At 70.3% G+C, this 23,351-nt stretch carries 22 protein-coding genes and 1 pseudogene; 11 read left to right on the forward strand and 12 right to left on the reverse strand.

Annotation, left to right across the window (positions count from 1 at the left end; all coding sequences use genetic code 11):
- Positions 1 to 38 precede the first annotated feature (38 nt).
- The 4 genes from G4D86_RS07215 to G4D86_RS07230 all read left to right on the forward strand — a co-directional run bounded on the left by G4D86_RS07215 (position 39) and on the right by G4D86_RS07230 (position 4,689).
- Positions 39 to 539, forward strand: coding sequence for a sigma-70 family RNA polymerase sigma factor (locus G4D86_RS07215; protein ID WP_240360091.1), 501 nt, complete (start codon positions 39 to 41; stop codon positions 537 to 539).
- On the forward strand, positions 536 to 1,288 hold the full coding sequence (locus G4D86_RS07220; protein ID WP_163990958.1) for a hypothetical protein: 753 nt from the start codon (positions 536 to 538) through the stop codon (positions 1,286 to 1,288). The genes G4D86_RS07215 and G4D86_RS07220 overlap by 4 nt, the downstream gene beginning before the upstream one ends.
- Positions 1,285 to 2,811, forward strand: coding sequence for a caspase family protein (locus G4D86_RS07225; protein ID WP_163990960.1), 1,527 nt, complete (start codon positions 1,285 to 1,287; stop codon positions 2,809 to 2,811). The genes G4D86_RS07220 and G4D86_RS07225 overlap by 4 nt, the downstream gene beginning before the upstream one ends.
- 69 nt (positions 2,812 to 2,880) lie before the next feature.
- A complete protein-coding gene (locus G4D86_RS07230; protein WP_163990962.1) occupies positions 2,881 to 4,689 on the forward strand; it encodes an Ig-like domain-containing domain in 1,809 nt (602 codons plus the stop codon).
- Here the strand turns inward: G4D86_RS07230 and G4D86_RS07235 are convergent.
- The 3 genes from G4D86_RS07235 to G4D86_RS07245 are packed head-to-tail and all read right to left on the reverse strand — an operon-like array spanning position 4,608 to position 7,952.
- Complete coding sequence (locus G4D86_RS07235; RefSeq protein WP_240360092.1) at positions 4,608 to 6,215, reverse strand: hypothetical protein; 1,608 nt, start codon at positions 6,213 to 6,215, stop codon at positions 4,608 to 4,610. The two genes, G4D86_RS07230 and G4D86_RS07235, sit on opposite strands and share 82 nt — an antisense overlap.
- A 44-nt stretch (positions 6,216 to 6,259) precedes the next feature.
- Positions 6,260 to 7,021, reverse strand: coding sequence for an SDR family oxidoreductase (locus G4D86_RS07240; protein ID WP_163990963.1), 762 nt, complete (start codon positions 7,019 to 7,021; stop codon positions 6,260 to 6,262).
- Between the two features lie 43 nt (positions 7,022 to 7,064).
- Complete coding sequence (locus tag G4D86_RS07245; protein WP_163990965.1) at positions 7,065 to 7,952, reverse strand: NAD(P)-dependent oxidoreductase; 888 nt, start codon at positions 7,950 to 7,952, stop codon at positions 7,065 to 7,067.
- A 184-nt stretch (positions 7,953 to 8,136) separates the two neighbouring features.
- Between G4D86_RS07245 and G4D86_RS07250 the strand changes: the two genes are divergently transcribed.
- A complete protein-coding gene (locus G4D86_RS07250) occupies positions 8,137 to 9,003 on the forward strand; it encodes an AraC family transcriptional regulator (RefSeq protein ID WP_163990967.1) in 867 nt (288 codons plus the stop codon).
- Positions 9,004 to 9,070: 67 nt separating this feature from the next.
- Here G4D86_RS07250 and G4D86_RS07255 read toward each other — a convergent pair whose 3' ends face one another.
- A complete protein-coding gene (locus G4D86_RS07255; RefSeq protein WP_163990969.1) occupies positions 9,071 to 10,024 on the reverse strand; it encodes an MBL fold metallo-hydrolase in 954 nt (317 codons plus the stop codon).
- A 91-nt stretch (positions 10,025 to 10,115) separates the two neighbouring features.
- On the opposite strand from G4D86_RS07255, the gene G4D86_RS07260 reads away from it, so the two are divergent.
- Entirely contained in the window at positions 10,116 to 11,000 is an 885-nt protein-coding gene (locus G4D86_RS07260; protein ID WP_163990971.1) for a LysR family transcriptional regulator, read from the forward strand.
- Between the two features lie 6 nt (positions 11,001 to 11,006).
- On the opposite strand, the gene G4D86_RS07265 is transcribed toward G4D86_RS07260, so the two are convergent.
- A complete protein-coding gene (locus tag G4D86_RS07265; protein ID WP_163990973.1) occupies positions 11,007 to 11,339 on the reverse strand; it encodes an ArsR/SmtB family transcription factor in 333 nt (110 codons plus the stop codon).
- Positions 11,340 to 11,391: 52 nt separating this feature from the next.
- On the opposite strand from G4D86_RS07265, the gene G4D86_RS07270 reads away from it, so the two are divergent.
- Both G4D86_RS07270 and G4D86_RS07275 read left to right on the forward strand, forming a co-directional pair.
- Positions 11,392 to 11,874, forward strand: a complete 483-nt coding sequence (locus G4D86_RS07270; protein WP_240360093.1) for an SRPBCC domain-containing protein — start codon at positions 11,392 to 11,394, stop codon at positions 11,872 to 11,874.
- Positions 11,875 to 11,939: 65 nt separating this feature from the next.
- Entirely contained in the window at positions 11,940 to 12,761 is an 822-nt protein-coding gene (locus G4D86_RS07275) for an SDR family oxidoreductase (protein WP_163990975.1), read from the forward strand.
- On the opposite strand, the gene G4D86_RS07280 is transcribed toward G4D86_RS07275, so the two are convergent.
- The 3 genes from G4D86_RS07280 to G4D86_RS07290 all read right to left on the reverse strand — a co-directional run bounded on the left by G4D86_RS07280 (position 12,749) and on the right by G4D86_RS07290 (position 17,077).
- A complete protein-coding gene (locus G4D86_RS07280) occupies positions 12,749 to 13,960 on the reverse strand; it encodes a hypothetical protein (protein ID WP_163990977.1) in 1,212 nt (403 codons plus the stop codon). The genes G4D86_RS07275 and G4D86_RS07280 overlap by 13 nt on opposite strands.
- A 2-nt stretch (positions 13,961 to 13,962) precedes the next feature.
- A complete protein-coding gene (locus G4D86_RS07285; RefSeq protein WP_163990979.1) occupies positions 13,963 to 16,611 on the reverse strand; it encodes a TonB-dependent receptor in 2,649 nt (882 codons plus the stop codon).
- Between the two features lie 103 nt (positions 16,612 to 16,714).
- Positions 16,715 to 17,077 (reverse strand): hypothetical protein, encoded by a 363-nt coding sequence (locus G4D86_RS07290; RefSeq protein ID WP_163990981.1) that lies wholly within the window; start codon positions 17,075 to 17,077, stop codon positions 16,715 to 16,717.
- A gap of 157 nt (positions 17,078 to 17,234) precedes the next feature.
- Here G4D86_RS07290 and mltA point away from each other — a divergent pair, with 157 nt between their 5' ends.
- Complete coding sequence (gene mltA / locus G4D86_RS07295) at positions 17,235 to 18,446, forward strand: murein transglycosylase A (protein ID WP_163990983.1); 1,212 nt, start codon at positions 17,235 to 17,237, stop codon at positions 18,444 to 18,446.
- Here mltA and G4D86_RS07300 read toward each other — a convergent pair.
- Positions 18,436 to 18,885, reverse strand: coding sequence for an OsmC family protein (locus tag G4D86_RS07300; RefSeq protein WP_163990985.1), 450 nt, complete (start codon positions 18,883 to 18,885; stop codon positions 18,436 to 18,438). The genes mltA and G4D86_RS07300 overlap by 11 nt on opposite strands.
- Positions 18,886 to 19,153: 268 nt before the next feature.
- On the opposite strand from G4D86_RS07300, the gene G4D86_RS07305 reads away from it, so the two are divergent.
- Both G4D86_RS07305 and G4D86_RS07310 read left to right on the forward strand, forming a co-directional pair.
- Entirely contained in the window at positions 19,154 to 20,233 is a 1,080-nt protein-coding gene (locus tag G4D86_RS07305; RefSeq protein ID WP_240360094.1) for an isopenicillin N synthase family oxygenase, read from the forward strand.
- A gap of 46 nt (positions 20,234 to 20,279) precedes the next feature.
- Positions 20,280 to 20,609, forward strand: coding sequence for a DUF2845 domain-containing protein (locus tag G4D86_RS07310; RefSeq protein ID WP_163990989.1), 330 nt, complete (start codon positions 20,280 to 20,282; stop codon positions 20,607 to 20,609).
- Here G4D86_RS07310 and G4D86_RS52615 read toward each other — a convergent pair whose 3' ends face one another.
- The 3 genes and pseudogenes from G4D86_RS52615 to G4D86_RS52625 all read right to left on the reverse strand — a co-directional run bounded on the left by G4D86_RS52615 (position 20,610) and on the right by G4D86_RS52625 (position 23,182).
- Entirely contained in the window at positions 20,610 to 21,071 is a 462-nt protein-coding gene (locus tag G4D86_RS52615) for a hypothetical protein (protein WP_240360095.1), read from the reverse strand. It lies immediately after the preceding gene.
- A 199-nt stretch (positions 21,072 to 21,270) separates the two neighbouring features.
- Positions 21,271 to 22,522 (reverse strand): annotated as a pseudogene (gene sitA5 / locus G4D86_RS54520) (SitA5 family polymorphic toxin).
- Positions 22,523 to 22,714: 192 nt separating this feature from the next.
- Entirely contained in the window at positions 22,715 to 23,182 is a 468-nt protein-coding gene (locus G4D86_RS52625) for a hypothetical protein (protein ID WP_240360097.1), read from the reverse strand.
- Positions 23,183 to 23,351: the final 169 nt, after the last annotated feature.

The raw sequence follows: 23,351 nt of genomic DNA on the forward strand, positions 1-23,351 counted from the left end.
CGGCTCGCGTGTCCAATCCGGTGAAGATGTCCCAAGGGTTGAGCGCCACGGAGCTCCAGGAGCTGTACGACCGGTATGCCCCAGGCATGTACCGGAGGGCCTTCGCCTTGCTTCAGCGGGAGGCGGATGCCTGGGACGCGGTGCAGGAGGCGTGCATCCGCCTCCTCCAGTCCGCGGCCGAGTTCCGGCGCGAGGCCCGGCCGATGACGTTCATCTACCGGGTGACCACCAACGTCTGTCTCAACATGCTCCGCTCCCGCGCCCTGCGCGACGTGGCGCCCGAGGCGGACGGACCGGAGGGCACGGTGGACGCGCTCGCCTCCACCGAGTGCAGGGACTTCCTCGTGAAGCTCGCGCGCGAATTGGACGAGCGCGGCCTCACCGTGGCGACGCTGTACTACCTGGACGGGTTGTCCCAGGAGGAGATTGCCCAGGTGCTGGGCCTCTCCAGGAAGACCATCGTGCGCGAGGTGCAGCGCATCAGCGTCCTGGCCCGCGCCCTGGGCGAGCCCAGGGGCGTGCGTGGAGGTGCCGGATGAGTGAACACCTGTCGGACCTCGTCCTGGACGAGGTGATGGCCGGCGGCCCCCAGCCGCCACACCTGGAGTCCTGTGACACCTGCAACGCGCGTGTCACCCGGCTGCGAGCCCATGCGGACGGAGTCCGGGCCCGGCCCGACTTCTCCCGCGTCCGTGCCCACGTCCTCTCGGAGGCGGCGCGGCGTCCGTCGCGGCCCGCGGCCTCGTGGTTCTCCGGCTGGCTGCTCGTCCCCGCGCTGGCCACCGTGGCGATGGTGGTGCTGCTCCGCGGCCCGCTGTCGGGAGACACGCCAGCCACGGGGACGCTGCCCGTGAAGCCGGTCCTCCGCGTGAAGGGCCCACCCGGCGTGGAGCTGCTGCGACTGCTGGACGGCCAGGTGAACCCCGTCCTGCGCGAGGGGGACGAAGTGGCGCTGCGGCTGAGGAGTGGAGGTCGCAGGTATGCGCTGGTCATCTCCGTGGACGTCGAGGGGCAGGTGGAGGCACTGTGGCCCTCGGGGGCCGCGCGCAGCGGCGAGCTGGATGCCGAGCAGCCCGCGCCCCTGTTCCAGGTCACCCGGGGAGACTTCGCGGTGCATGCCATCTATTCGGAGTCGCCGCTGAGCCTCGACGAGGTCCGTGACTGGGTGCCCATGCACGGGTCGGAGTGCTCCGGCGCCCCGAGCGAGGCCGCATGCCAGGAGCCCGCGGGGCTTCCCTCGGGGGCCGCGCACGCGACGGTGTCGCTCCAGGTCGAGGCTCCGCGATGACGCTCGCGCTGCTGCTCGCGGCCGTGGTGGCGGCACAGCCCGTGACTCCGGAGGAGGCGCCGCGCCGCTTCGCCCTCGCGGTGGGCAACAACCGGGGTACCGGCGCGGATGCTCCGCTGCGGTACGCGGAGCGCGATGCCCGCTCGGTGCTGGGCGTGCTCGAAGAGGTGGGCGGGCTGCGGCGCGAGGATGCCCTGCTGGTGCTCGGCACCGACGCGGACGCGGTGCGCGACGCGCTCGCCCGTTTCGAGCGCCACCTCCAGGCCAACGCCCGTCCCGGCGACCAGCTCTTCGTCTACGTCTCCAGCCACGCGGACGCGGGCGAGCTGCACCTGGGCGGCTCGCGCCTGCCCCTGGGCGAGGTGGTGCGCTTCATCGAGCACGCCCCCGTGAGTGTCGCCCTGCTGGTGGTGGACTCCTGCCAGTCCGGCGAGGCGGCGCGTCTCAAGGGGCTCAAGCCCATCCCCGGCGTGCTCGTGAATCTGGAGCGGCCGGAGCTCGCCGGGCGCGTCATCATCACCGCGTCCGCCGCGGACGAGTCCGCGCAGGAGTCGGACGCGCTCGCGGGCTCCATCTTCACGCACCACCTGGTTGCCGCGCTGCGCGGGGCGGCGGACGTGTCCGGAGACGGCAGCGTCACGCTCGCGGAGGCCTATACGTATTCGTATGCACGCACGGTGGAGTCCTCGCTCCTGTCCCGCGCGGGCACGCAGCACCCCAGCTTCCACTTCGACCTCCAGGGGAAGGGGGACCTCGTCCTCTCCTCGCCCGCCCGCGCCACGTCGCTGCTGACGCTCGCCATCGACGAGCCCGGCGACTGGACGGTGTCCACGCTCGACGGCCAGCCCTTCCTCGGACACGTGCGCAAGGGCGCGGGCGCGGCGACGCTGGCGCTGCCCGCGGGCAGCTACCTCCTCACCACGCGCGGCGAGCATACCGCCCTGGTGGCGCGCGTGCAGGTGCCCGACTCCGGCCGCGCGGAGGTGACGCGCGCCCAGCTCCGTCCGCAGCAGTTGGAAGCGAATGCGCTCAAGGGCTCGCCGGCCCCGACGTGGATGGTCCACGTCGGCCCCAGCGTGGGCCGGCCCCTCGTGAAGACCTTCGGGACGATGCTGGGGGGCACGCTCGCCGTGCAACGCGCCTGGGCGACGTCCGGGGTGAACCTGGCGACGGCCGCGGTGGAGGTCCGCCATGGACGGCACCCCGCGGGTGACCTCTCGCAGAACGATTATTCGCTGAGGCTGGGTGTGGGCCACCTCGTGCACGACTGGCACGGGCTGCACCTCCAGTTCGGCTTGGAGGGCGGCGCTACCCTGTCCAACCAGCGGCAGCACAGCAGTGGCGAGACGGGGCTTACGCTGCAGCCCTACGCTGGGGCGGTGGGCGGCGTGTGGCTGCCCGTGGGTGGGCCGTTCGCGGTGTCCCTGCTCGGGAGCGCGGGGCACACGTGGGTGCGGACGGAGACCGGCGCTCCCTCCAGGCTGTCCCTGGGAGGAAGCCTCGGCCTCGGCTGGCTGCGCTGAAGTCCCAACACGTCCGCCTCGCGTGTCCAAGGGAGAGCTCACACTGCATCCGCTCCACGAGGTCCCCACATGCAACCCCGTCATCCCCGCCCCTGGAAGTCCGTGCTGCTGCTCTGCGCGGCCCTGGGGCTCGCCGCCTGTGACCCCTTGAAGTCGGAGTCCAACGCGGGGCCTCCCGTGGAGGAGGAGCCGCCGCCCCCCAAGCTCCACGTCACCGTGGCGACGAAGGGGCCGGCGCTCTGCCGCGAGGGCACGTGGACGCTCTCCGTCTCCGTCGAGGGCGGGACGCCCGAGAAGGTGGAGCTCATCACCATCGGGCTGGCCCCCACCACGCTCGACAGCCCGTACCGCCACACCGTCGACTGTGCGACCGCTGACGAGGGCAGCTACTTCTTCATCGCTCGGGCCACGGCGAAGGGCCGGACCTTCGAGAGCCCGAGCGCCTCGCTGGTGGTGGACCGGAAGGGGCCCACCATCGCGTCCTGGCGCCCGGCGTCGTCCTTCCCGAGCGTCGACACGCCGGTGGAGATTGTCTTCACCGAGTCCCTCCTGCCCGAGTCACTCCAGGCCGCGCCCACGCTGCTGCGGGACGGCAATGGCTTCTCGGTGGCGCACCAGGCGGTGCTCAGCGAGGACGGCCGTGTCCTCCGCCTGGTGCCGTCCGCGCCGCTTCGCCCACCTGCCACCCTGCACGTCGAGCTGGTGCAGCGGAACATGACCGACCGGGCCGGCAATCCGCTCATCGTGGAGCCCGTCCTCTACTTTTACGAGCGGCGCGTCGACTACTGGCCCTTTGCACGGGTGGGGGAAGCCCCGCTGAGTGAGATGTCCATTGGCCACCTCGACCTGGCCCTGGAGGATTCACCGCGGTCGCGGCCCATCATCGCCTTCGTCGAGTACGCGCCCCAACCTTCAATCAAGCCAGAGATTGTCGTCCAGCGCATGAACGGTGACGCATGGGAGCGCCTCCCGGCACCTCGGGCGATGGACGCGCGCTCGCAACCCCCGGCGGACACGCGGCTCGAGGTCTACGGCCAGTACCTGGTGCTCGCCTGGACCGAGCCGGACCCCGACACCCGTTACGACGTGATTCACGTGTCGCGGTATGACGGCACGTCGTGGACGCACCTGGGGGCGCCGCTCGAACCCCAAGCCGACTTCTTCAGCTTCCAGATGGTGCTCGGCACATCTGAGAATCCCGTCATCGTCTACGAGGAGCGCTTCCTCGGCCTGCGCGTCGTCCGGTGGACCGGCTCTGCCTGGGAATTCCTCGGGGACCTGCTCAGTGGCAATCCCGGGAGTTGGTCCATGTGGCGGTACCCGGCCCTCGCCGCGGACGATTCGAGGGTGGCGGTGGCCTGGTCGGAGACTCCTCCGGATTCGGACCGCCCGCATGTCTTCGTGATGCAGTTCGACAATGGGAGCTGGTCGCGGGTGGGGAAGCCGCTCCGCGGCCTGGCGGATGGGGGCGCGGGGAGGGTCGCCATCGCGCTGCGAGGCTTCTCGGACGGCCCCATCGTCGCCTGGACCGAGCAGGCGTCGAACTACCCGGATGGCTTCGTGTACTCCTCGTACTGGAAGACCACCATCACCTCCGCCGACTGGACGCCTCCGGAGCAGCTCCAGGGGACGACGAAATTCTACGCCATGGACAGGCTGCAGCTCGTCGTGGACTCCGCGCAGGAGCCCTGGGTGGTGTGGCAGCGCGGGGAGGCCGACTACTCCTCGGCCTGCTACTACCGCAGGCACCGCGCCACGGGGTGGGAGCCGGAGCAGCTCATCTTCGGGAGGGCGTTTCACGGATTCCGGCTGGACGACAAGTCCGTCCCCTGGGTGGCATTGGGGTACTGGCCGGAGGCCATCCTGCGGCCGCAGTAGGCGCGCGGGCTACGGGCTCCGGCGTCTCCATAGGAGCCCATCTCGGGTGAAGTGCTCCTCCACCCAGCGCTCGCTGGGCGCGGAGAGCTGCCACTCACCCCGCCCGTTGAGGACGAGGACGTCGCAGCGCGCGAGCAGGGGAAGCACCATGCGCGCTGCGAGCGCTCATTCTCGAACGCGGCGCTCGCGTGGGTGAAGCGCTCGGGGCCGCCGAGCGCGTCGTGCAGCATGAGGCCGTAGGAATCTACGAGGGCGGGCGCGCCGCGAGGCACGCCGGGGAGCCGGCCCGCGGCGATGGCCCAGCCGGGCTCGAAGGTGCAGAGCGCCGCGTCCGGAGGAACGGAGGCCCGGAGCGTGTTCCCGAGCGCGAGCAGTCCCCGGTCCTTCTGTCTCGCCGACTCGATGACGGCGGACAGGGGTGACAGCGCCGCGACGCCCACCGCGAGAGCCACGAGCGCGAAGGCCGTGCGCGAGCGCCGCTCCGCTACACCCAGCACCCATGAAGCTCCCAGCCCGGCGAGCACCGCCTGGGACGCCGCGAGCTGCGCGTTGTACTGGACCCAGTAGCTCTTCGAGGACAGGAAGGTTGCGAGCGTGAGCAGCCAGGCCGTGGCGAAGAGCCGCTCGGCCACGGCTTCACGCTGCCTGATGCGCGCCAGGGCTATGAGCAGTCCCATCACGCCCAGCACGGAGACGCCGACATGGTGCTCGCCCACCGCCGCGAGCAGCCGGCGCCACACGTCCAGCTCGCCGTCGGGCGGACGCAGCAATTGGAAGCGCAGCAGTCCTTCGAGCATCGCGTCCGGAGCGAGCACGAAGAAGGGGCCCAGCCACAAGAGGCCCACCCCCGCGGCAACGCCCACGACACGCAGCACGCGCCGGCCCTCTCCGGTCGCGCCGCGAGCCAGGATGGCCGCCAGCACCCACGCCCCGGCCGTCAGCTTGATGGCGCACGCGGTGGCGAGCAGCGCTCCGGCCCACACGTCGCGCCGCCATTCCTCACCGGGACGCAGCCACACCCACGCCGCTGTCAGGCAGGTGAGGTTGAGCAGCGGCTCCAGGAAGGGGCCCCGCTCGGCGGCCGTGGCTTCCGGATAGAGGGCGTACACGAGGGCGGCGACCACACCCGCCCGTGTGCCCCAGCGCTCCTGGACGATGCGGCCGCTCAGCAGTGCGCTCAGCGCGCCCAGCCCGGGGACGAGCCAGCGCACCACGGAGAAGGCCACCGCCGCGTCGAAGCCGTGCGAGAGCGCGGCCACGGGCGCGAGCAGCACGGCGATGCCGGGCGGGTGGACGAAGAAGTAGTCCCGGTACGGCCACACGCCGTGAGACAGGAGCGCGGCGGCGCTGAAGTAGACGCCCTCGTCGTAGTCCACGGGGTAGCCGAAGGCGCCGCCCCGGTGGAAGAAGCCCGCGATGCGCACGAGCCACGCCACCGCCGCGACGAGCAGCAGCGGCCACCAGAGCTGCGGCCGCTGCGGCGCGGCGGGGAGGGCAACGGCGTGCAGGGAGCTGGCAGGGCGCACCGACGCCGCGCGTACCAGAGGCCACGCGCGGTGTCGAGGAAGCCCTACCGGTGCGGGCCGGCCACCTGCGTGAGCCCACCATCCACGGGCAGCTCGGCACCGGTGGTGAAGGTCGCCTCGAAGGCGAGGAACAGCGCCGCCTTCGCCACCTCCTCCGCCGTGCCGATGCGACCCATGGGGGTGATGGTGTTCCCCTCCTGCTCGAAGGCGGCCAGCTCCTCCTTCGATGCCTTGGCGACGCCGAGGGTCGGCGTCTTGATGAAGCCGGGGCTCACTGCATTCACGCGGATGCCTCGCGGCAGCAACTCGGCGGCGAAGCCTTGCGCGAACGAGCGGAGCGCGGCCTTCGAGCCCGCGTAGGCGCTCATGCCGGGAATGCCCTTCACGTTCGCCACGGAGGTGGTGAACACGAACGAGCCTCCCTCACGCACCAGGGGCGCCAGCCGCTGCACCGTGAAGTACGCGCCCTTCGTGTTGATGTCGAAGGTCTGGTCGTACTCCTCCTCGGACACGTGCCCCAGCGGCGTGAGCTGCGCGACGCCGGCGTTGATGAACACGAAGTCCACCCGGCCCAGCTTCTCCTCGACGACGCGGGCCAGCGCCTCGATGTCCGCGAGGCTCGACGTGTCCGAGCGCACCACGTGTGCCCGAGGGCCCAGCTCGCGCCGCGCTGCTTCGAGGTTCTTCTCGTTCCGCCCCGTGAGCAGCACCTCGGCGCCTCCCGCGAGGAGTGCCTTCACCGTCGCGAGCCCCATCCCAATCGAGCCGCCCGTGACGACGGCCTTCCTGCCTGCGTACCTGTCCATGGTGTCTTCCCGTGTCTTTCAGCGTGGGTTGTCTGCGAAGCCGTCACTCCGCCTTCGGCCGGCGGATGACCTCGACCAGGCTCGCGAGCGCGTGGCCCCCGTGGCCCTTCGCGACGGCGCGGTCGAAGAGCGCCTTGATGGGACCCGGCACGTCGGCCGTGAGCCCCTGTTCCTCGCTGGCGTGGACGAGGTGCCCGAGCCCCACCGCGCTGATGCCGAGGGTGGAGACGTCGGTCTCGTAGTCGCCGCTGTCGACCTGCTCCGCCATGCGAGGCAGGAAGCCCGCCACGGCGGTGAGCCATCTGGTCGCCATCCGCGTGAAGGCCGTTGCCGCGACCTGCTCGGTGCCGACCAGGGCAGCGGCGTGGAAGAAGCCGCTCAGCGTCGACCACATGATGCAGAGCAGGGCCAGGTCATACAGCGCCGCGAGCCCGGCATCGGCTCCCAGGTACGTGCCGGTGCCCAGGCACGACAGCGCCGGCTGCCAGTCCGTGAAGGCCGCGCGCGAGCCGCTGTAGAGCAACATGGCCTCGGGCCGGCCGACGCCCTGCGGAATGTCCATGATGGCCCCGTCGAGGTAGTCGATGCCGCGCGCCGCGGCCCAGGCGGCCGTCTCCCGGGCCTGCGCCGGAGTCTCCGAGGTGAGGTTCACGAACACCCGGCCCGTGAAGGCGTCACCCACGTCCCGGATAACGTCGCGGACCGCGTCGTGGTCCAGCACGCAGACCACCACCAGCGGGCTCGCGCGGATGGCCTCGGTGACGGTGGCCGCGCGAGTCGCGCCGCTCGCGACGAGGTCCTCGGCCTTCCTCGCCGAGCGGTTCCAGACAGTCGTGGGATGGCCGGCCTTCAGGAACGCGCGCGCCAGCGCCGCGCCCATCAGGCCCAGGCCGATGACTGTCACCGGGGCTTGCTTCGTGTATGCGTTCATTGAGTCCTCGTGAGAGCCGGTGATCACCGGGGTGCGTTCGAGCCCGCGCACAGTGCCTCCGGCGCCCCCGGGCGTTCGCGCACGAACCGATGACCTCCGAGCACGTTCCGCTGCGCCCACTCGGGGACATGTCCATCGACGTCACCCGGGCGCTGGAGGACAATCCCGGTTAGGAGTCCACACCATGAGGACACAGGAGCAGGCCGCGCCGCCCTTCATCCGCGGCAATCCCCTTCCAGCGTCACCGAGGGACGAGTCCCGCGCCCGGCTCGGGCTGCGCGTGGACCTGCGCACCACGCCGCCTGGGACGGTCTCCTTCGAGGCCCTGCCGGACCACCGCCTGAAGGTGCACGCGGGTGCACCCGTCCGGGGCGCGTGCCGCACGCAGCGGTTCGTCTACACGCGTGGCGACATCGACATCTTCCCGGCCGGCCAGTCGGACGTCTGGGAGGAGGAGACGGCGAACACGTCCCTCGTCGTGCGGCTCGCCCCCGCGCTCCTGCGCCGCGCCGCCGAGGACATGGGACTGAATCCCGACCACGCCGGACTGGAGCCGCGCCACCATTTCCGCGACTCGCGCATCGAGCACATCGCCTGGGCGCTCGAATCGGAGCGCGAGGAGGGCCACCCGGGCGGCCTGCTCTACACGGAGAGCCTGGGCCTGGCCCTCGCGTTCCACCTGCTGGGTCGCTACCCCGCCCCCCTCGCGGGCGTGCGCGGCCTGTCCGGGCCGCAGCTGAAGCGCGTGACGGAGTACATCGAGGAGCACCTCGACCGGAATCTCTCCCTGGCCCGGTTGGCCGGAATCACCGGCGTGAGCGAGTCGCACTTCCGCGCCCTGTTCAAGCGCTCCACGGGACTGCCCGTGCACGAGTACGTCGTGCAGCGCCGCGTGGAGCGCGCGCGGACGCTGCTCCTGCGCGGCGACCTGCCCGCGAGCCAGGTGGCGCTCGAAGCGGGCTTCTCGCATCAGAGCCACATGGCCCGGTGCATGCGGCGCGTCCTCGGCGTGACGCCCTCGTCCCTGGTGCGCGGCGCGCGGGCGCGGTGAACCGGGCCTTCTAGCGGCGGGATGCAACTCGACGGCGGGGAGGACTTCGCTTCCCGCCGTCGGGCCTTCAGTGCTGGTGTCCCATCCTCACCGCGACGTTCGGGTGCGCCTTGGCGAAGGCGCGCAGCTTCTTGAAGCTCTCCGCGCTGCGCGGGCCGTCGGCGGTGAAGGTGCCGGGCTCCACGTCGTGCTCCCAGCCCCAGCGCGTGTGGCTGGCGTCACCCGTCAGCAGCACCGGGCCCTTCGTGGAGCGCACCAGGTACGCGGTGCTGCCGGGCGTGTGGCCGGGCACCCAGAGCGCCCACACCGAGCCGTCGCCGAAGATGTCCACCGCGCCGTCGAAGAGGCCACTGGCCTCCTGCGCATAGGTCCACTCGGACAGCGCCGGCTTGCCCTCCAGCGCGCGGTCGGTGCTGCCCTGCACGGCGGCGTTGATGAACAGGCGGGCGGACGCCTCACCGGGGCCGGTGTACACGGGCGTGCCCGCCGGCACGTCCGCCATGCCGGTGACGTGGTCCAGGTGCAGGTGCGTGAGGAACACGCCCTTGAGCGGCTGCGCCTGCTTCGCCAGCCACTCGCCCAGCGGCACGTTCACCTTCAGCTTCTCCATGTGCATGGCGCCGCGGACCAGCCCGCTCATCGCGGACTTCTCCGGCGCGTCGCGCAGCGCCTTCTCCACGCCGGTGTCCACGATGAAGAGCCCCTGCGTCGGGTGGCGGAGCGCGTGGAAGAAGACCTGGATGGGCTCGTCACCGTCCTTCAGGCCCTCCGACTTCGCGGTGGGGTGGCCCAGGTTGATGAGGCCGCCTCTCTCCACCGCCCAGTCGGCGGAGTTGACCGTCTCCAGTTCCACCGGGCCCGGCTGGTCCAGCAGGGCGAGCAGGTCCTTCGTCGGGCGCGCCGCGCCGAGCGAGGACTTCCGCGCCTCGTGGCCGGTGGCCGCGAAGCCGACGACACCTGCGACGGCGAGGATGCCGCCGAGGGCGGCGACGATGGAGAGGGCGATGTACCTGGGGCGCATGTGAGGCGGGCTCCGTGACTTCGAGACAAGCGAAAGGTAGCGATGCCAGAATGGATGGAAAATAGCCAATACGGCATGGGGCCATGCATTCATGGATATCTCCTGGGATGACGCGCGGCTGTTCCTGGCCATCGCGGAGACGGGCAGCCTGAGCGAGGCGGCCCGGCGGCTGCGCGTGGGGCAGCCCACGGTGAGCCGGCGGCTGGCGGCGCTGGAGTATGCGCTGGGCACGGCGCTGTTCCGCCGGAGCGTGGACGGCGCGGCGCTGACGGCGGCGGGAGAGCGGCTGGTGCTGCCCGCGAAGAAGATGGCGGAGTGGGCGGGAGAGCTGCACCGCGCCGCGGAGTCGGCGGACAACTCGCCCAGGGGCATGGTGCGCGTGACGGCGAGCCCCTTCGTCAGCTTCGACTTCCTGGCCCCCTTCGCGGCCTTCGTCGCGCAGAAGCACCCGGGCCTGCGACTGGAGGTGCTGTCGACGATTCAGTACCTCGACCTGGCACGAGGCGAGGCGGACCTCGCCCTGCGCTCGAAGCCGCCGACCAACGCGGACCTCAAGCTCGTGTACACGCTGGAAGTCCAAAGCGCCGTCATGGTCTCCAAGTCCCTGAAGGCGAAGCTGCCGAGGAAGCCCACGCTCCAGCAGCTCCCCTGGGTGGCGTGGTCGCCGCCGTTCGAGGCGGTGCCACCCAACCCGCAGCTCGAGGCGCTCATCCCGGACTTCGCGCCCGTGTTCACCGCCGACAACTTCCTGGTGATGCTGGCCGCGGTGGAGGCGGGCGTGGGGGCGATGGTGCTGGGGAAGCACTCGCACCGCTTCAGCCGGGAGCGCGGGCTGGTGGCGCTGGACATCGATTTGGGGCCGTACGCGACGAGCCACGTCCACCTGGTGTGCGCCCGGTCGGCGCTCGACATTCCCCGCGTGCGGAAGGTGTCGGAGCTGCTGGTGGACGAGCTGGAGCGGCTCGAGCGGAAGTGAGCCCGGCTACCCGTCCGGCTCCTCGAGGTCCTTCTTCAGGCGCGCGAGCAGGTGCACCGCGCCCTGGGCGTAGCGGCTGATGTACCGGTCGTGAATCTCCTGGATGGGCAGCGGATTGAAGTAGTTCCAGCGCTGCCGGCCCTGCTTCTTCGCGATGACCAGCCCCGCGTTCTCCAGCACGCCCAGGTGCTGCATCACCGTGGTGCGGTCCAGCTCCGGGAAGTGCTCGGTCAGCTCGCCCGTCGTCATCGGCCGCGTCTTCAGCAGGTCGAGCATCGCCCGACGCCGGGAGTCTCCCAGGGCCTTGAAGACCGCGTCGTGGGCGTCGCCGCTTGACATGTTATAAAACTATAACATATTGACATTGAACGCACGCACTTCGGAGGTAGCCATGGCGCAGGAGCGAAACGAGAAGCCGTCGTCCGAGGGAGAGCTGGCCCTCAAGTTCCAGGTCCACGCCAAGATCGCGAAGCCCATCGCCGAGGTCTTCGACGCGGTCTACAACCCGAAGAAGCTGAGCGGCTACTTCACGACCAACGGAGCGAGCGCCCCGCTCGACGAGGGCACCACCGTCACCTGGGACTTCGCGGACTTTCCCGGCGCCTTCCCCGTGTACGTGAAGAAGGTGGAGAAGAACCGGTCCATCGAGCTGGAGTGGAAGGCCGGCGACGGCGACTACAACACCCAGGTCCGCATGGAGTTCGAGCCGCTCGACGGCAACGCGACGCTGGTGCGCATCAGCGAGTCCGGGTGGCAGAAGACGCCGAAGGGGCTGGAGAGCTCCTACGGCAACTGCATGGGCTGGTCGCAGATGCTCCTGTGCATGAAGGTGTTCGTGGAGCAGGGGACGAACCTGCGCAAGTTCCTCTATTAGATAGGGGATGCGCGGAGGGGTCCGCCTGGCGTACATCCGTGGCACCACCGCTCAGGAGACCCCTCATGGCCGACCTCAAGGGAAAGACGCTCTTCATCACCGGCGCCAGCCGCGGTATCGGCAAGGCCATCGCGCTGCGGGCCGCGCGCGACGGCGCGAACATCGTCATCGCCGCGAAGACGACGGAGCCGCACCCCAAGCTCCCCGGCACCATCTACACGGCCGCGGAGGAAATCGAGAAGGCCGGCGGCAAGGCGCTGCCGTGCATGGTGGACATCCGCGACGAGCAGCAGATTGCCGCCGCCGTGGCGAAGGCGGTGGAGACGTTCGGCGGCATCGACATCCTGGTGAACAACGCCAGCGCCATCAGCCTCACCGGCACGCTCGAGACGCCGATGAAGCGCTATGACCTGATGCACGGCATCAACACGCGCGGGACGTTTGCCTGCTCGCAGGCGTGCATCCCGCATCTCAAGAAGTCCAGCAACCCGCACATCCTCAACAACTCGCCGCCGCTCAACATGGAGGCGCGCTGGTTCGGGCCGCACGTCGCGTACACCATGGCGAAGTTCGGGATGAGCATGTGCGTGCTCGGCATGGCGGAGGAGTTCAAGTCGGACGGCATCGCCGTCAACGCCATCTGGCCGCGCACCGTCATCGCCACCGCGGCGGTGCAGAACCTGCTCGGCGGAGATGAGACCATCGCCGGCAGCCGCTCGCCGGACATCATGGCCGACGCCGCCTACGCCATCCTCACCAAGCCGAGCCGCGAGTTCACCGGCAACTTCTGCATCGACGAGGAAGTGCTCCGCGGCGTGGGCGTGACGGACTTCTCGAAGTACCAGATGGTGCCCGGGGCGGAGCTGTTCCCGGACTACTTCATCTGAGGCGTCAGGCCCTCCGCGCCGGAGGGCTCGCCGAACACGGACACCTCGCGCAGGCGTGAGAACTGGCCCATGCCCGAGCTGCCGTCCGTGTAGTGGTCGGTCAGCCACAGCCGGATGCGGCCCACCACGGGCGCATCCGGCGAGAGCGCCACGTCCAGGTACTGCTCGTCGAGGGTCACCGTGGCCGGGTCGTCCTCGTAGGGGATGGAGGCGACGGTGTCGGGGAAGGGCGCGCTGTCTCCCAGCTTCAGCCACGTCTTCCCGTCCACGGAGCCCTCCACGTGGAGCACGTCGCCGAAAGCGTCGAGCCCCCGCACGAGGACGCGCCGGGGCCGAAGGGGCTCCTTCAGCAGGAAGAAGAGCTCCTGGGGCAGGACGTCCTCGCCGATGGCCGCCCGGGCTAGCTCCAGCCGGCCGTCGGTGAAGGGACACGGTGAGAAGGTGCCGGACTTCAGCGCGCAGCCCGCGCCACGGCTGGCGGGGGCCACAGACGCGAAGGGCAGCGGCACCGGAGGCGACTCGGAGACGGCCTCGTAATACAGCGAGTTCTTGAACCAGACGCGCGAGCCTCTGGCCACCGCCTGCACGCGGGCCTGGGCGTTGAAGTCCTCCGCCAGCTCCGGCCTCAACCAGGGCTCACCGCTGCCCGCGCGGACCTGCCAGGCGATGCCGTCCTCACCGAGCAGCCGCACGAAGTAGTCCGGCTCCGGGAGGTCCGCCGTGGGCACCACCGGCGCCCACGACACGCGGACGCCGCCCGCCTCGTCCACGGTGCGCACGTGGCTCTCCCAGGGGCGCAGCGGCGGCAGGTCCACGTCGCGGCTGAAGGCGAACGCGAGGAAGTCCCGCCCTCCATCCGTGCGCGGCAGGTGGAGCTGGAAGGCGGTGACGGACGTCCACGGGTGGGGATGCTCCAGGCCGTCCGCGCCCACGTCACGCGCGGCGAGCCGGTGGAGGAAGAGGCCTTGCGTGTCGGGCGTCACCTCGGCCCAGGGCTCGTACCGGGTGGCGTAGACCTCGCCGCCGTATTCGTTGACGTGGGCGTCCACCTTGCGCGGGCGCATCAGCGTGAGCGGCCCGTCGCTCCACGGTGTCCCGTCCGCCGCCAGCGCGGTGCCGGACAGGTAGACGGGGTCATCGGGCTCCAGCGCGCAGCCGGCCAGGGTGAGGCAGAGCGGAAGCAGTCGCGACAGTCGCATGGTCAGAAGCTCCCCTTCACGCCGAGGGTGGGGAGAATCACGGGCACGCCCACCTGCGTCTTCTTCAGCCCCGAGGGCTTGCCGTAGCCGTACTCGAAGGAGAGGACCTCCTTGCGCGCGGTGATGTTGAAGACGTCCAGGTAGGCCTCGAGCACGAAGCGGTCGAACACCCAGCTTCGCGAGGCGCGCACGTCGAGCCGGAAGAAGCCGGGCATCCGGTCCACCGAGCCGCGGTCCACGGGCATCCACTCGGGGTTGCCCTCCGCGTCGGTGCCCTCGCGCCGGGTGCGGTAGCCGAACTGACCGCTCTCCGGGCGGCCGGTGTTGAAGTGCGCCACCGCGCCCACCGTGGCGAAGGCGAAGCGGTAGCTGAGCGCGGCGTTGACCGAGTGCGCCTGCTCGAACACGTAGGGCAGGTAGCCCTCCGCCTGCCCCAGCTCTTCGCCCTGCGTGCCCAGCCGCGAGTAGCGCTCGAAGCGCCGGCTCTGGTTGAAGCCATAGGTGAGCCAGCCGAACCAGTGGCGCCCGAGCGGCCGGCGCACCATCAGCTCCAGGCCGTAGGTATAGCCGTGCCCCTGGACGTCCTCGGCCTCCAGGCCGCGGCGGCGCACGTTGCTCACCACGTCCTCGAAGTTGAACTCCAGCGTGCGCACGAGCGGGTTGAAGTAGGCCTCGGCGGACAGCTCCCAGTCCTGTGAGGGACGCCACTCCGCGCCCGCGGAGAGCTGCACCGCGCGCTGCAGGCCGCGCTCCAGCGCGAGCATCTCTCCCGCGGGCACCGGCAGCAGCACCGTGGCGGGCTGGTGGTAGAGGCCCGCGCCGGCCTTGAGGGTGAGCGCGTCCGTGAGCGCGTGCCGCACCGCGAGCCGGGGCTCCAGCGCGACGTACGTGTCGAGCCCGAAGCCGTGGTAGCTGTCCACGCGCAGGCCCGGCACCAGCGTCCACCTCGCGGCGGGCCGCCACGTGAGCTGCGTGCCCACGCCCGCGAAGGTGGCGAGGATGTCCGGCCGGCTGTACGCGTCGCGGCCGTCGACGGGGCCCACGGGACGGAAGAGGCCGGTGGCCACCAGGCCCGCGCTGCGGCGCTCGAGCTGACCGAAGGCCTCGAAGGTGAGCGAGGGCGACAGTTCGCGCGTGTAGCCGGTGCGCAGCGCCACACTGCCCTGCGTCAGCTCGTAGCTGCCGGGGCTGTTGTCGCCCTCGTCGAAGTTGAGGCCCAGCCGGTCATACCCGAGCGTCAGCCCCACCTCCGCCTCGCCGCCCGCGAGCGGATGGCGGCCGCGCAGGTCCACGCGGTGGAAGAGCAGGCCCACGCCGCCGCTCTCCTGGCCGGGCAGGCGCGCGGTGATGCCCACCGCGTCCGACGAGCCCATGACGAGCAGCCGCAGCCGGCCCTCGTCGCCCACGCGCTGCTCCACGCGAGCGGAGTAGTCCCAGTAGTCCGCGTAGATTTTGGGCTCGCCCCGGTCCGGGTACGGCGTGCCGTCCGGGGCAGTGTAGACGGACGGCGCCGTCAGGCTGTTGGCCACGCGCGTGACGATGAGGCCGGTGTAGCTGATGCGCGCGGCGGCGGTGACGGTGGTGCCCGTCTCGGGGAAGGGCACCTCCAGGAAGGCGCCGCTGTTGATGATGTCGAGGTACGCGCTGCCGCGCACGCCGTCCTCACGCGGGCGGCTGACGTGCGCATCCACTGCGCCGCCGAGCAGGCTGCCGTAGCGCGCGGAGGGCACTCCCACCTGGAAGTCGAGCGAGTCGATGAAGTCTGGATGGACGACGGCGTTGCCCACGAGCAGGTGGTAGAGGAAGGGCACGCGCACGCCGTCCACGAAGAAGGCGCTCGCGGCGGGCTGCACGCCGCGCACCACGGGATAGGAGAGGCCCGAGGCCAGCGTCGTCACACCGGGCATCAGCATGATGACGCGGAACGGGTCGCCCATGGTGCCGGGCACCTCGCGCAGCTCCTGGTCGTGGAGGGTGATGCGGGAGACCTCGGTGCGGGGCCTGTCCGCGCGCACCACTGTCTCGTAGGGGTTCACCTCGAGCGGCTCCAGGCCGTAGAGGACCTCCAGGTGCTGGTGGTCCGCCAGCGTCTCGTCGAGATACAGCGGCTGGTGGCCGGGCGCGGAGACCTTGAGCCGGGTGGTGCCGGGGGGCAGCTCCAGGCGGAAGAGGCCCCGGGCGTCCGTCTCCGCCGTGGTCGCTCCTGCCTGCACGGTGGCACCTGCAATCGGTTTGCGTGTGCCCTTCTGCCGCACGCGGCCGGTGATGAGGGCGCGCGGGGCCGGAGGCTCGAAGCGGTAGGAGTAGGGCAGGCGCACCGAGGCGGGCGCGCCGCCGGAAGTGGCGGGGTGGAAGCGCAGGCGGTGGGCGGCCTCCAGGGCGGCCGTGGCCAGCTCGGGCGGCGCGTCACCGACGACGGTGGCGTCCGTGACGTCGCCGGACTCGTTGAGCGTGAGCTCCAATTGCACCACCACGGGGGCAGTGAGCGGGAAGCCCTCGGGCACGCGGGCGGGGGCGTCCTCGCGCAGGGTGGGCGGGACGAGGGGGGAGGCGGAGTCCGAGGCAGGCTCGGACTGCGGGGCCGCGAGCGCCGAGGCGGAGCAAATGCCAAGGGCGAGCGCGAGGAGGATGGGACGGAAACGCGGCATCATCGGGAGCGGGGCGAAGGCAGGTTCCTATGACGCCCGTACCCGATTTGCTGATCAAAAACTTCTCGGGCTCCGGACCGTGGATGCGCGGCGGAGCGCGTGATGCTCAGGCGGGGCTGCTGCTGAGTCGCCGCGCGCAGAGGGCATCCACCGCGGTGGCCGCGACGACGTTGCTCAGGGCGAAGCCCAGGCTGCCCTTCTTCGGGCTGTTCCTCAGGGCCCTGCCCAGGCCCACGAGGTCCAGGACATCGCCGACCACGCGCGCCCAGACCCACGGCGCGGCCCGGGCCGGCGACAGCAGGATGCCGACACCCACGGCGACTTCCCGCAGCCCGGAGACGCGCAGCAGCGCGGGGCGCGCCTCCTTCACCCCGAGGAAGCGGGCGAGCGCACGAGGCACCATCAGCTCGGTCAGGCCCACTCCGATGCTGAGCCACCCGAGTCCTTTTGCCAGTTGCCTGATGTTCATCGCAGCCGTCCTCCGTCCAGGTTCCGGCTCGCCCGCTCTCCCGAGCGGGAGTCCCTCCAGGGGAAGGTGGCAACGGCGGCAGGGCGGCGCGAGAGGGCTGCTCCCAGGCAGGCAGGCTGTGCAGTCGGTAGGGCAGGTGAGGTAGGTACAGCGGCTCATGTCCACGTCGTTCGCCCGAGCCCTCCTGCTGGCGGCCTGTGCCCTGTTCTTCACGGCCTGCCCGCGCCCCACGCGCGCCCCGATTACGAAGCCCGAGGACGCGCTCGTCCCCGTCTCCCGCTCGCTGGAGCTCCGTGACGACGGCGAGCCCGCGGCGCTGCGGGCCGCCATCGCGCAGAGCGTGGTGTGGCTGCGAACGCGGCCCGCTGACCAGCGCTTCATCTACGGCGACCGCCAGGTCACCGCCGGCCTGCTCCAGGCCGCGCTGGAGCGCCTGCACTCGCGCATCCGCGACGGCATGTCGCCCGGGGAGTTGTCGGTGCGGGTGCTCGAGGAGTTCGAGCCGCTGGAGGCGGCCGGAGGCGAGGACGGCCAGGTGCTCTTCACCGGCTATTACGAGCCCACACTCGACGCGAGCCTCACGCGGACGGCCGAGTACTCGGTGCCCATCCACGGGCTGCCGCAAGATTTGCTCGAAGTCCCGCTGGAGGCGTTCGCGGAGCGCTTCGCGGCGGAGCGCGTCTTCGGGCGGCTCGATGGGCGGAAGGTGGTGCCCTACTGGACGCGCGGCGAGATTCGCGGCGGGAGGCTGGACGGTCGGGGGCTGGAGCTGGCGTGGGCGAGAGATCCGGTGGCGCTCTTCTTCATGGAGGTGCAGGGCAGCGGCAGGCTGCGGCTGCCGGACGGGAGCGAGCGTCGCATCGGCTACGCGGCGTCGAACGGGCGGCCGTACCGGAGCATCGGCACACTGCTCATCCAGGAAGGCACCATCCCTCGCGAGCAGATGTCGATGCAGGCGCTGCGCTCGTGGCTGGCGACGAACCCGGCGCAGTGCGGGCGGGTGCTCGACTTCAACGAGTCGTATGTGTTCTTCCGCTTCCTGCAGGGGCCCTCGGAGGGCTCGCTGGGGAGGCCGGTGACGCCGGGGCGCTCCATCGCCACGGATGCGCGGTTGTTCCCCAAGGGCGGGCTGGCCTTCATCCATACGGAGCACCCCGTGAGGCTGGTGGACGGGACGGTGGAGTGGAGGCCGCTGACGCGCTTCGTGCTCAACCAGGACACGGGCGGCGCCATCCGGGGCGCGGGCCGCGTGGACGTCTACTGGGGCCCCGGCCCCGAGGCCGAGCTGGCCGCGGGGATGATGAAGCAGAAGGGGCGGCTGCTCTTCCTCGTGCCGCGCGCGATCCCGGTGGTGCCGGCTACGCGCTGACCTTCATGGTGATGTTCACGGGCGTGGGGTTGGCGAGGTTGTCGCTGACGGGGCAGCGCGCCTCGACTTCGCTCTTGAGCTTCGCAATCTGGTCGGCGTTGGCGGTGCTCTTCACGTGGATGGTGACCTCGAGCGACTGGTAGCCGGCGCGCACGGAGCGGTCGGTGCCGGCGAACTTCGCGGGGTCCAGCGAGCCGCGCACGGTGATGTCGGTGCCGGAGACGGGGATGCCGAGCTCCTTCGCGATGAAGAAGGTCATGTAGTTCAGGCAGCCGGCATGCGCGGCGAGGATGAAGTCGAGCGGGCTGGGCGCGCCGTTGCGGCCTCCGAGCTCCACGGGCTCGTCCATGAAGATCTTGAAGGCCTGGGCCTCGGTGGTGCTGCGGGCCATGCTCTCGCCCTGCGTGCGGACCTCTCCGGTGTACAGCTGCTTTTCCATGGCGGCGTTCCCCTTGTGGGAGGGATACGCGCCCGGTGGAGATTCCTGGCTGCGTGCTGTCTGGGATTGGGGCTCCCGTACGGCCGGCGGGTGGAATCGGGGACACACCCGGTGAGGGGGCGGGCAGGGGAGGGGGCCACGCGTAGGTGGCGGGCACACTCCGAAACCGGGCAGTATTGTCGCCGTCTCCAGTGGCGGGGTGCCTGGGCACCCCGGCCCGCGCGTGTGGCGCCGTGAGGGGACAGAGGCCTTCGGGATGAGCAGCGAAGTGGCTGAGACGAAAGACGGAGTGGTCCTTCTCGACTACGCGAAGCTCGCGGCGGGCGTGGACATGTCGGCCGCCATCGAGCGCGCCTATGGACCGGACGGCATCGGCCTGCTGGTGGTCCGGGGCATCCCGGGGCTGGTGGAGCTGCGCAACGGCCTGCTGCCGCTGGGGTTCCGCTTCGCGGCGCTCCCCAACGCGGTGAAGGACAAGTACGTCCACCAGCGGAGCAGCTACTCGTTCGGCTGGAGCCACGGGAAGGAGCTGCTCAAGCCCGGCCAGTTCGATGAGTTCAAGGGCTCCTATTACAACAACCCCCAGTACGACGTGCCGCAGGCGGACGCGTCGCTGGTGGACAAGTACCCGGAGAACTACCACCCGAACGTGTGGCCGGACGCGGACTTCCCGGAGCTGCGCCCCGCCTTCATGACGCTGGGGCAGCGGATGGTGGACGTGGGCGTGCTCGTCGCGGAGCAGTGCGACACGTACGTGCGCTCGCGGCTGGGGGACAGGTTGTCTCCGGACGCGCAGTTGGCGAAGACGATTCGCGAGTCACGGGCGTGCAAGGCGCGGCTGCTCTACTACTTCGCCATCAACGAGGACGCGACGCCGCGTACGCGCGACTCGTGGTGCGGCTGGCACAGTGACCACGGCTCGCTGACGGCGCTGTGTCCGGCGATGTACTTCGAGTCGGAGCCCGGAGCGCCCGAGCCGGCGAAGTCGGACATCCCGCTGCCGGACCCGGAGGCAGGGCTGTACGTCCGCACCCGCGGTGGCGAGGAGCGGAAGGTCATCATCCCGAAGGACTGCCTGGCGTTCCAGATTGGCGAGAGCTCGCAGGTCGTGACGGGCGGGCTGTTGAGGGCGACGCCGCACGCGGTGCAGGCGCTGGCGCATCCGGCGAGCCGGAACATCTCGCGCTCGACGTTCGCGGTGTTCATGCAGCCGGACAACGACGCGCACCTGCGGGCGCCGGCGGGGACGGACCCGAAGGAGCAGCGGGTGGGGGCGTTCCAGCCGGGGATGACCTTCGGCGACTTCGCCCGGGCGACGTTCGCGAAGTTCTACAATCCGTACGCGTGAATTTCTTCCGGGCTTCCCCGTCGGAGCCCGGACGGAGGAGGTCCCGATGCGTACGTTCTTGCTGGCCGTCGCAGTGGCAGTGGTGTGGGTCCCCGTGGTTGGACAGGCAGCCTCGCTGCGCTGTGGCACGGGGCTCGTGTCGGACGGGGCGTCGAAGTCGGACGTGGCGGCGAAGTGCGGTGAGCCCGTGTCGCGGGAGTCCCGCACGGAGTCGGAAGAGGTGAAGACGAAGGACGGGGACACCTCGACGAAGCGCGTGGTTCAGAAGACGTTCGAGGAGTGGACGTACAACTTCGGCCCCAACCGCTTGATGCAGGTGGTGGTGTTCGAGAACGGCAAGCTCATCGAGGTGAAGAGCGCCGGGTATGGGCGGTAGCTAGGGCTGAGGCGGTAGGAGGCCCAGCGGGTCCCAGACGTATTTCTCCATGGGCACCATGGCCATGTGACTCATGGCGTGTCTCTCGGCGAAGCGCCTGAAGCGCTCTGAGACGATGACCACGCCCCACATGCCGCGTGGCCGGAACACGTCCTCACCGTTCCAGGTGCCTTCCTCCAGGGCGAGGCCGTCGATGGCATCCGGTCCGGCATAGCGGCACCAGGTGCACTCCGGGGGCTTCTTTCTCAAGATGCGGCTGCGCTCCATGTCCAGGGCGGCGTGGCCGTAGGCGAGGGTGACGTAGAGATACCTCGGCGGCGGGCCTGGCTTGGGGCCACGGCCCTTGCGGCGGACCCGCTTCACCTCGACGGGGTGGAAGCCGTTGAGGCCCGTGAGTCCCTCCGCCTTGAAGTCCTCGGCGAAACGCTCGGTGATGATGAGGCCGCCGCCAGGACTGTCCAAGAGGTCCCCGAAGTCCTTTCCGTAGAGCTCCAGGTCGCCCTGGTAGGGCGGTTCCCAGCTTCGCGATCCGATGAAGTCCCCACACTGAGGGCAGCGCAGCCCGGGGCCGATATTCGAGCTGGTCCTGCTGAACTCGGTGTCGTGCTCACCTTCGCGCAGCCTATCCAGGACGAAGAAATGTGTCGGGTGCGAAGAAGCATCAGAAGCCATTGGGGAACCTCGCTCGCATGGCCGGGCGGCTGTAGATTTCTCGCAAGAACGCCTCGAACTCCTGGGGTGTTGCGTTGGTGTATCTGCGCAGCCAGCCGATGACTTCATCATCCACATCGCGGTGCCACTTCTGGTAGCCGTTGTGGGCCGCCTTGTCGGCGGCTCGCGTGACGAAGCGTGGGTCTCTCGCTGTGTAATGGCCACTGAGGGTGGAGTGATCTTCCAGTTCTGCCGCGATCCGCTTGGAAATGACGTGATGGAGCTGTCCGCTCGGCGCTGATGCCGTCGAACCTCCGCTCATGCCCTGAATCACCATGGCCACTGCGGTGGCGGGCAGGGAGATGACGACGGTACTTCCCATGATGGCGACCGCAGTCACCTGCCCGACGTTGGCCAGATGGATTCCCACCTGTGAGGCGCCCACCGCCGCCGCCTGCGGGAAGCGAGGCAGCATCGACAGCCGCGAGGCCAGCAACGCGGCGCCTCCAGTCATTCCGTGGGTCACCACCACCGTCACCGCGAGGACGACGACGCGTGCCACCTGCGGGCCTACCCGGTTCGCGAAGCGCTGGCCGGCCTGCTCCAGCTCCTGGGGCATGGTGGCCCGGTCCGTGGTCCGCTTCAGCTCCCTGCTCGCCTCCACCACTTCGAGGAAGGTCTCCAGCCCCAGGTAGACCAGCAGGACCGCCGAGACGATGGCCGCCGCCTTTGGTGAAGACGGGCTCGGGGTTCGCCGCCATGACTGCCCAGGTGACGAGGCCTGTCGAAATGACCGCGTAGAAGAGCTGGGGAGCGAGGGTGTTCTCTACGGCCCTTGCGATGCTCTCCTTCATGGGGTCGAGCGACAGGCCCAGGGCCACCCCCAGCTTGTCCCACTCGTTCAGGCCCAGCGCTTCATCGAGGAGCGACAGGCAGTCTCCCCTGCGCTGGCCCGCCTTGCACAGGCCTCCGAAGCTCCTGCCCATGAGGCGCTGCCAGGCAGAGCCCCCGTCGTTGGCTGGATAGGAGGCGCGTTGCAGCCACCCCTGTTGGGAGGAGCGGAGCGTCATGGGGGCGTTCAGCACCAGGCGCGTCAGTGCGTCCTCGAACGCGTCTGCGTCCACCCTCACGGCTTTGTCGGAAGTGGGGGGCCTGTACTCCAGCGGCGCTCCCTGGCCCGTGTCGAGGCGTACGACGCGCGAGGTGGCACACCCGGACAACAGCGCCAGCAACAGGAGCGCAATGCTCCAACGAGGTGCCATGAAAAGGTCTCTGGAGTGAGGGGGGCTCCCATCGTACGGGAAGACGGTGCCGGCACGAGCGAAGGCGTAGTGCTGGATTCGAGAGTCCTGGCGTGCATGGCTTCGGATGCACCACGCACGAAGAGCCCGGATGGAAGTGCTACCGGGCCGGCCAGTAGCTGACTGCCGGCGTGGGGCCTGACGGCTGGCTGGCTACGGTTGCGGCGGCTGCGGCGGTAGCAGGCCCAGCGGGTCCCAGACGTACTTCTCGATGGGGATGAGGGCCATGTGGCTCATGGCGTGCCGCTCGGCGAAGCGCTTGAAGCGCTCGGAGAAGAGGACGACGCCCCACATGCCGCGTGGCCGGAACACGTCCTCACCGTTCCAGGTGCCTTCCTCCAGGACGAGGCCGTCGATGGCGTCCGGTCCGGCATAGCGGCACCAGGTGCACGTCGGGGGCTTCTTGCGCAGGATGCGGCTGCGCTCCATGTCCAGGGCGGCGTGGCCGTAGGCGAGGGTGACGTAGAGATACTTCGGAGGCGGACCGGGCTTGGGGCCACGGCCCCGTCGGCGGACCCGTTTTATCTCGACGGGATGGAAGCCGCTGAGGCCCGTGAGTCCCTCTGCCTTGAAGTCCTCGACGAAGCGCTCGGTGGCGAGGAGGCCGCTAACCCCCGGCATGAGGTCTCCGAAGTCTGTGCCGTAGAGTTCCAGTTCCCCCTGGTATGGCGGCTCCCAGCTCAGTGCTCCGATGATGCCTCCACACTGTGGGCAGCGAAGGGCGGGTCCGACATTCGCGATTGTGCCGTTGAACTCGGTGTCGTGCTGGCCTTCGTTCCGCTTCTTCAGG

The organism is Pyxidicoccus caerfyrddinensis, from assembly GCF_010894405.1.
GTDB lineage: Bacteria > Myxococcota > Myxococcia > Myxococcales > Myxococcaceae > Myxococcus > Myxococcus caerfyrddinensis.

Bases quoted from the DNA above. Each gene is read 5' to 3' on its own strand.
- G4D86_RS07220 (WP_163990958.1), top strand. From the start codon at position 536: ATGAGTGAACACCTGTCGGACCTCGTCCTGGACGAGGTGATGGCCGGC.
- G4D86_RS07225 (WP_163990960.1), top strand. From the start codon at position 1,285: ATGACGCTCGCGCTGCTGCTCGCGGCCGTGGTGGCGGCACAGCCCGTG.
- G4D86_RS07230 (WP_163990962.1), top strand. From the start codon at position 2,881: ATGCAACCCCGTCATCCCCGCCCCTGGAAGTCCGTGCTGCTGCTCTGC.
- G4D86_RS07240 (WP_163990963.1), bottom strand. From the start codon at position 7,021: ATGGACAGGTACGCAGGCAGGAAGGCCGTCGTCACGGGCGGCTCGATT.
- G4D86_RS07245 (WP_163990965.1), bottom strand. From the start codon at position 7,952: ATGAACGCATACACGAAGCAAGCCCCGGTGACAGTCATCGGCCTGGGC.
- G4D86_RS07250 (WP_163990967.1), top strand. From the start codon at position 8,137: ATGAGGACACAGGAGCAGGCCGCGCCGCCCTTCATCCGCGGCAATCCC.
- G4D86_RS07255 (WP_163990969.1), bottom strand. From the start codon at position 10,024: ATGCGCCCCAGGTACATCGCCCTCTCCATCGTCGCCGCCCTCGGCGGC.
- G4D86_RS07260 (WP_163990971.1), top strand. From the start codon at position 10,116: ATGGATATCTCCTGGGATGACGCGCGGCTGTTCCTGGCCATCGCGGAG.
- G4D86_RS07265 (WP_163990973.1), bottom strand. From the start codon at position 11,339: ATGTCAAGCGGCGACGCCCACGACGCGGTCTTCAAGGCCCTGGGAGAC.
- G4D86_RS07270 (WP_240360093.1), top strand. From the start codon at position 11,392: ATGGCGCAGGAGCGAAACGAGAAGCCGTCGTCCGAGGGAGAGCTGGCC.
- G4D86_RS07275 (WP_163990975.1), top strand. From the start codon at position 11,940: ATGGCCGACCTCAAGGGAAAGACGCTCTTCATCACCGGCGCCAGCCGC.
- G4D86_RS07280 (WP_163990977.1), bottom strand. From the start codon at position 13,960: ATGCGACTGTCGCGACTGCTTCCGCTCTGCCTCACCCTGGCCGGCTGC.
- G4D86_RS07285 (WP_163990979.1), bottom strand. From the start codon at position 16,611: ATGATGCCGCGTTTCCGTCCCATCCTCCTCGCGCTCGCCCTTGGCATT.
- G4D86_RS07290 (WP_163990981.1), bottom strand. From the start codon at position 17,077: ATGAACATCAGGCAACTGGCAAAAGGACTCGGGTGGCTCAGCATCGGA.
- mltA (WP_163990983.1), top strand. From the start codon at position 17,235: ATGTCCACGTCGTTCGCCCGAGCCCTCCTGCTGGCGGCCTGTGCCCTG.
- G4D86_RS07300 (WP_163990985.1), bottom strand. From the start codon at position 18,885: ATGGAAAAGCAGCTGTACACCGGAGAGGTCCGCACGCAGGGCGAGAGC.
- G4D86_RS07310 (WP_163990989.1), top strand. From the start codon at position 20,280: ATGCGTACGTTCTTGCTGGCCGTCGCAGTGGCAGTGGTGTGGGTCCCC.
- G4D86_RS52625 (WP_240360097.1), bottom strand. From the start codon at position 23,182: ATGCCGGGGGTTAGCGGCCTCCTCGCCACCGAGCGCTTCGTCGAGGAC.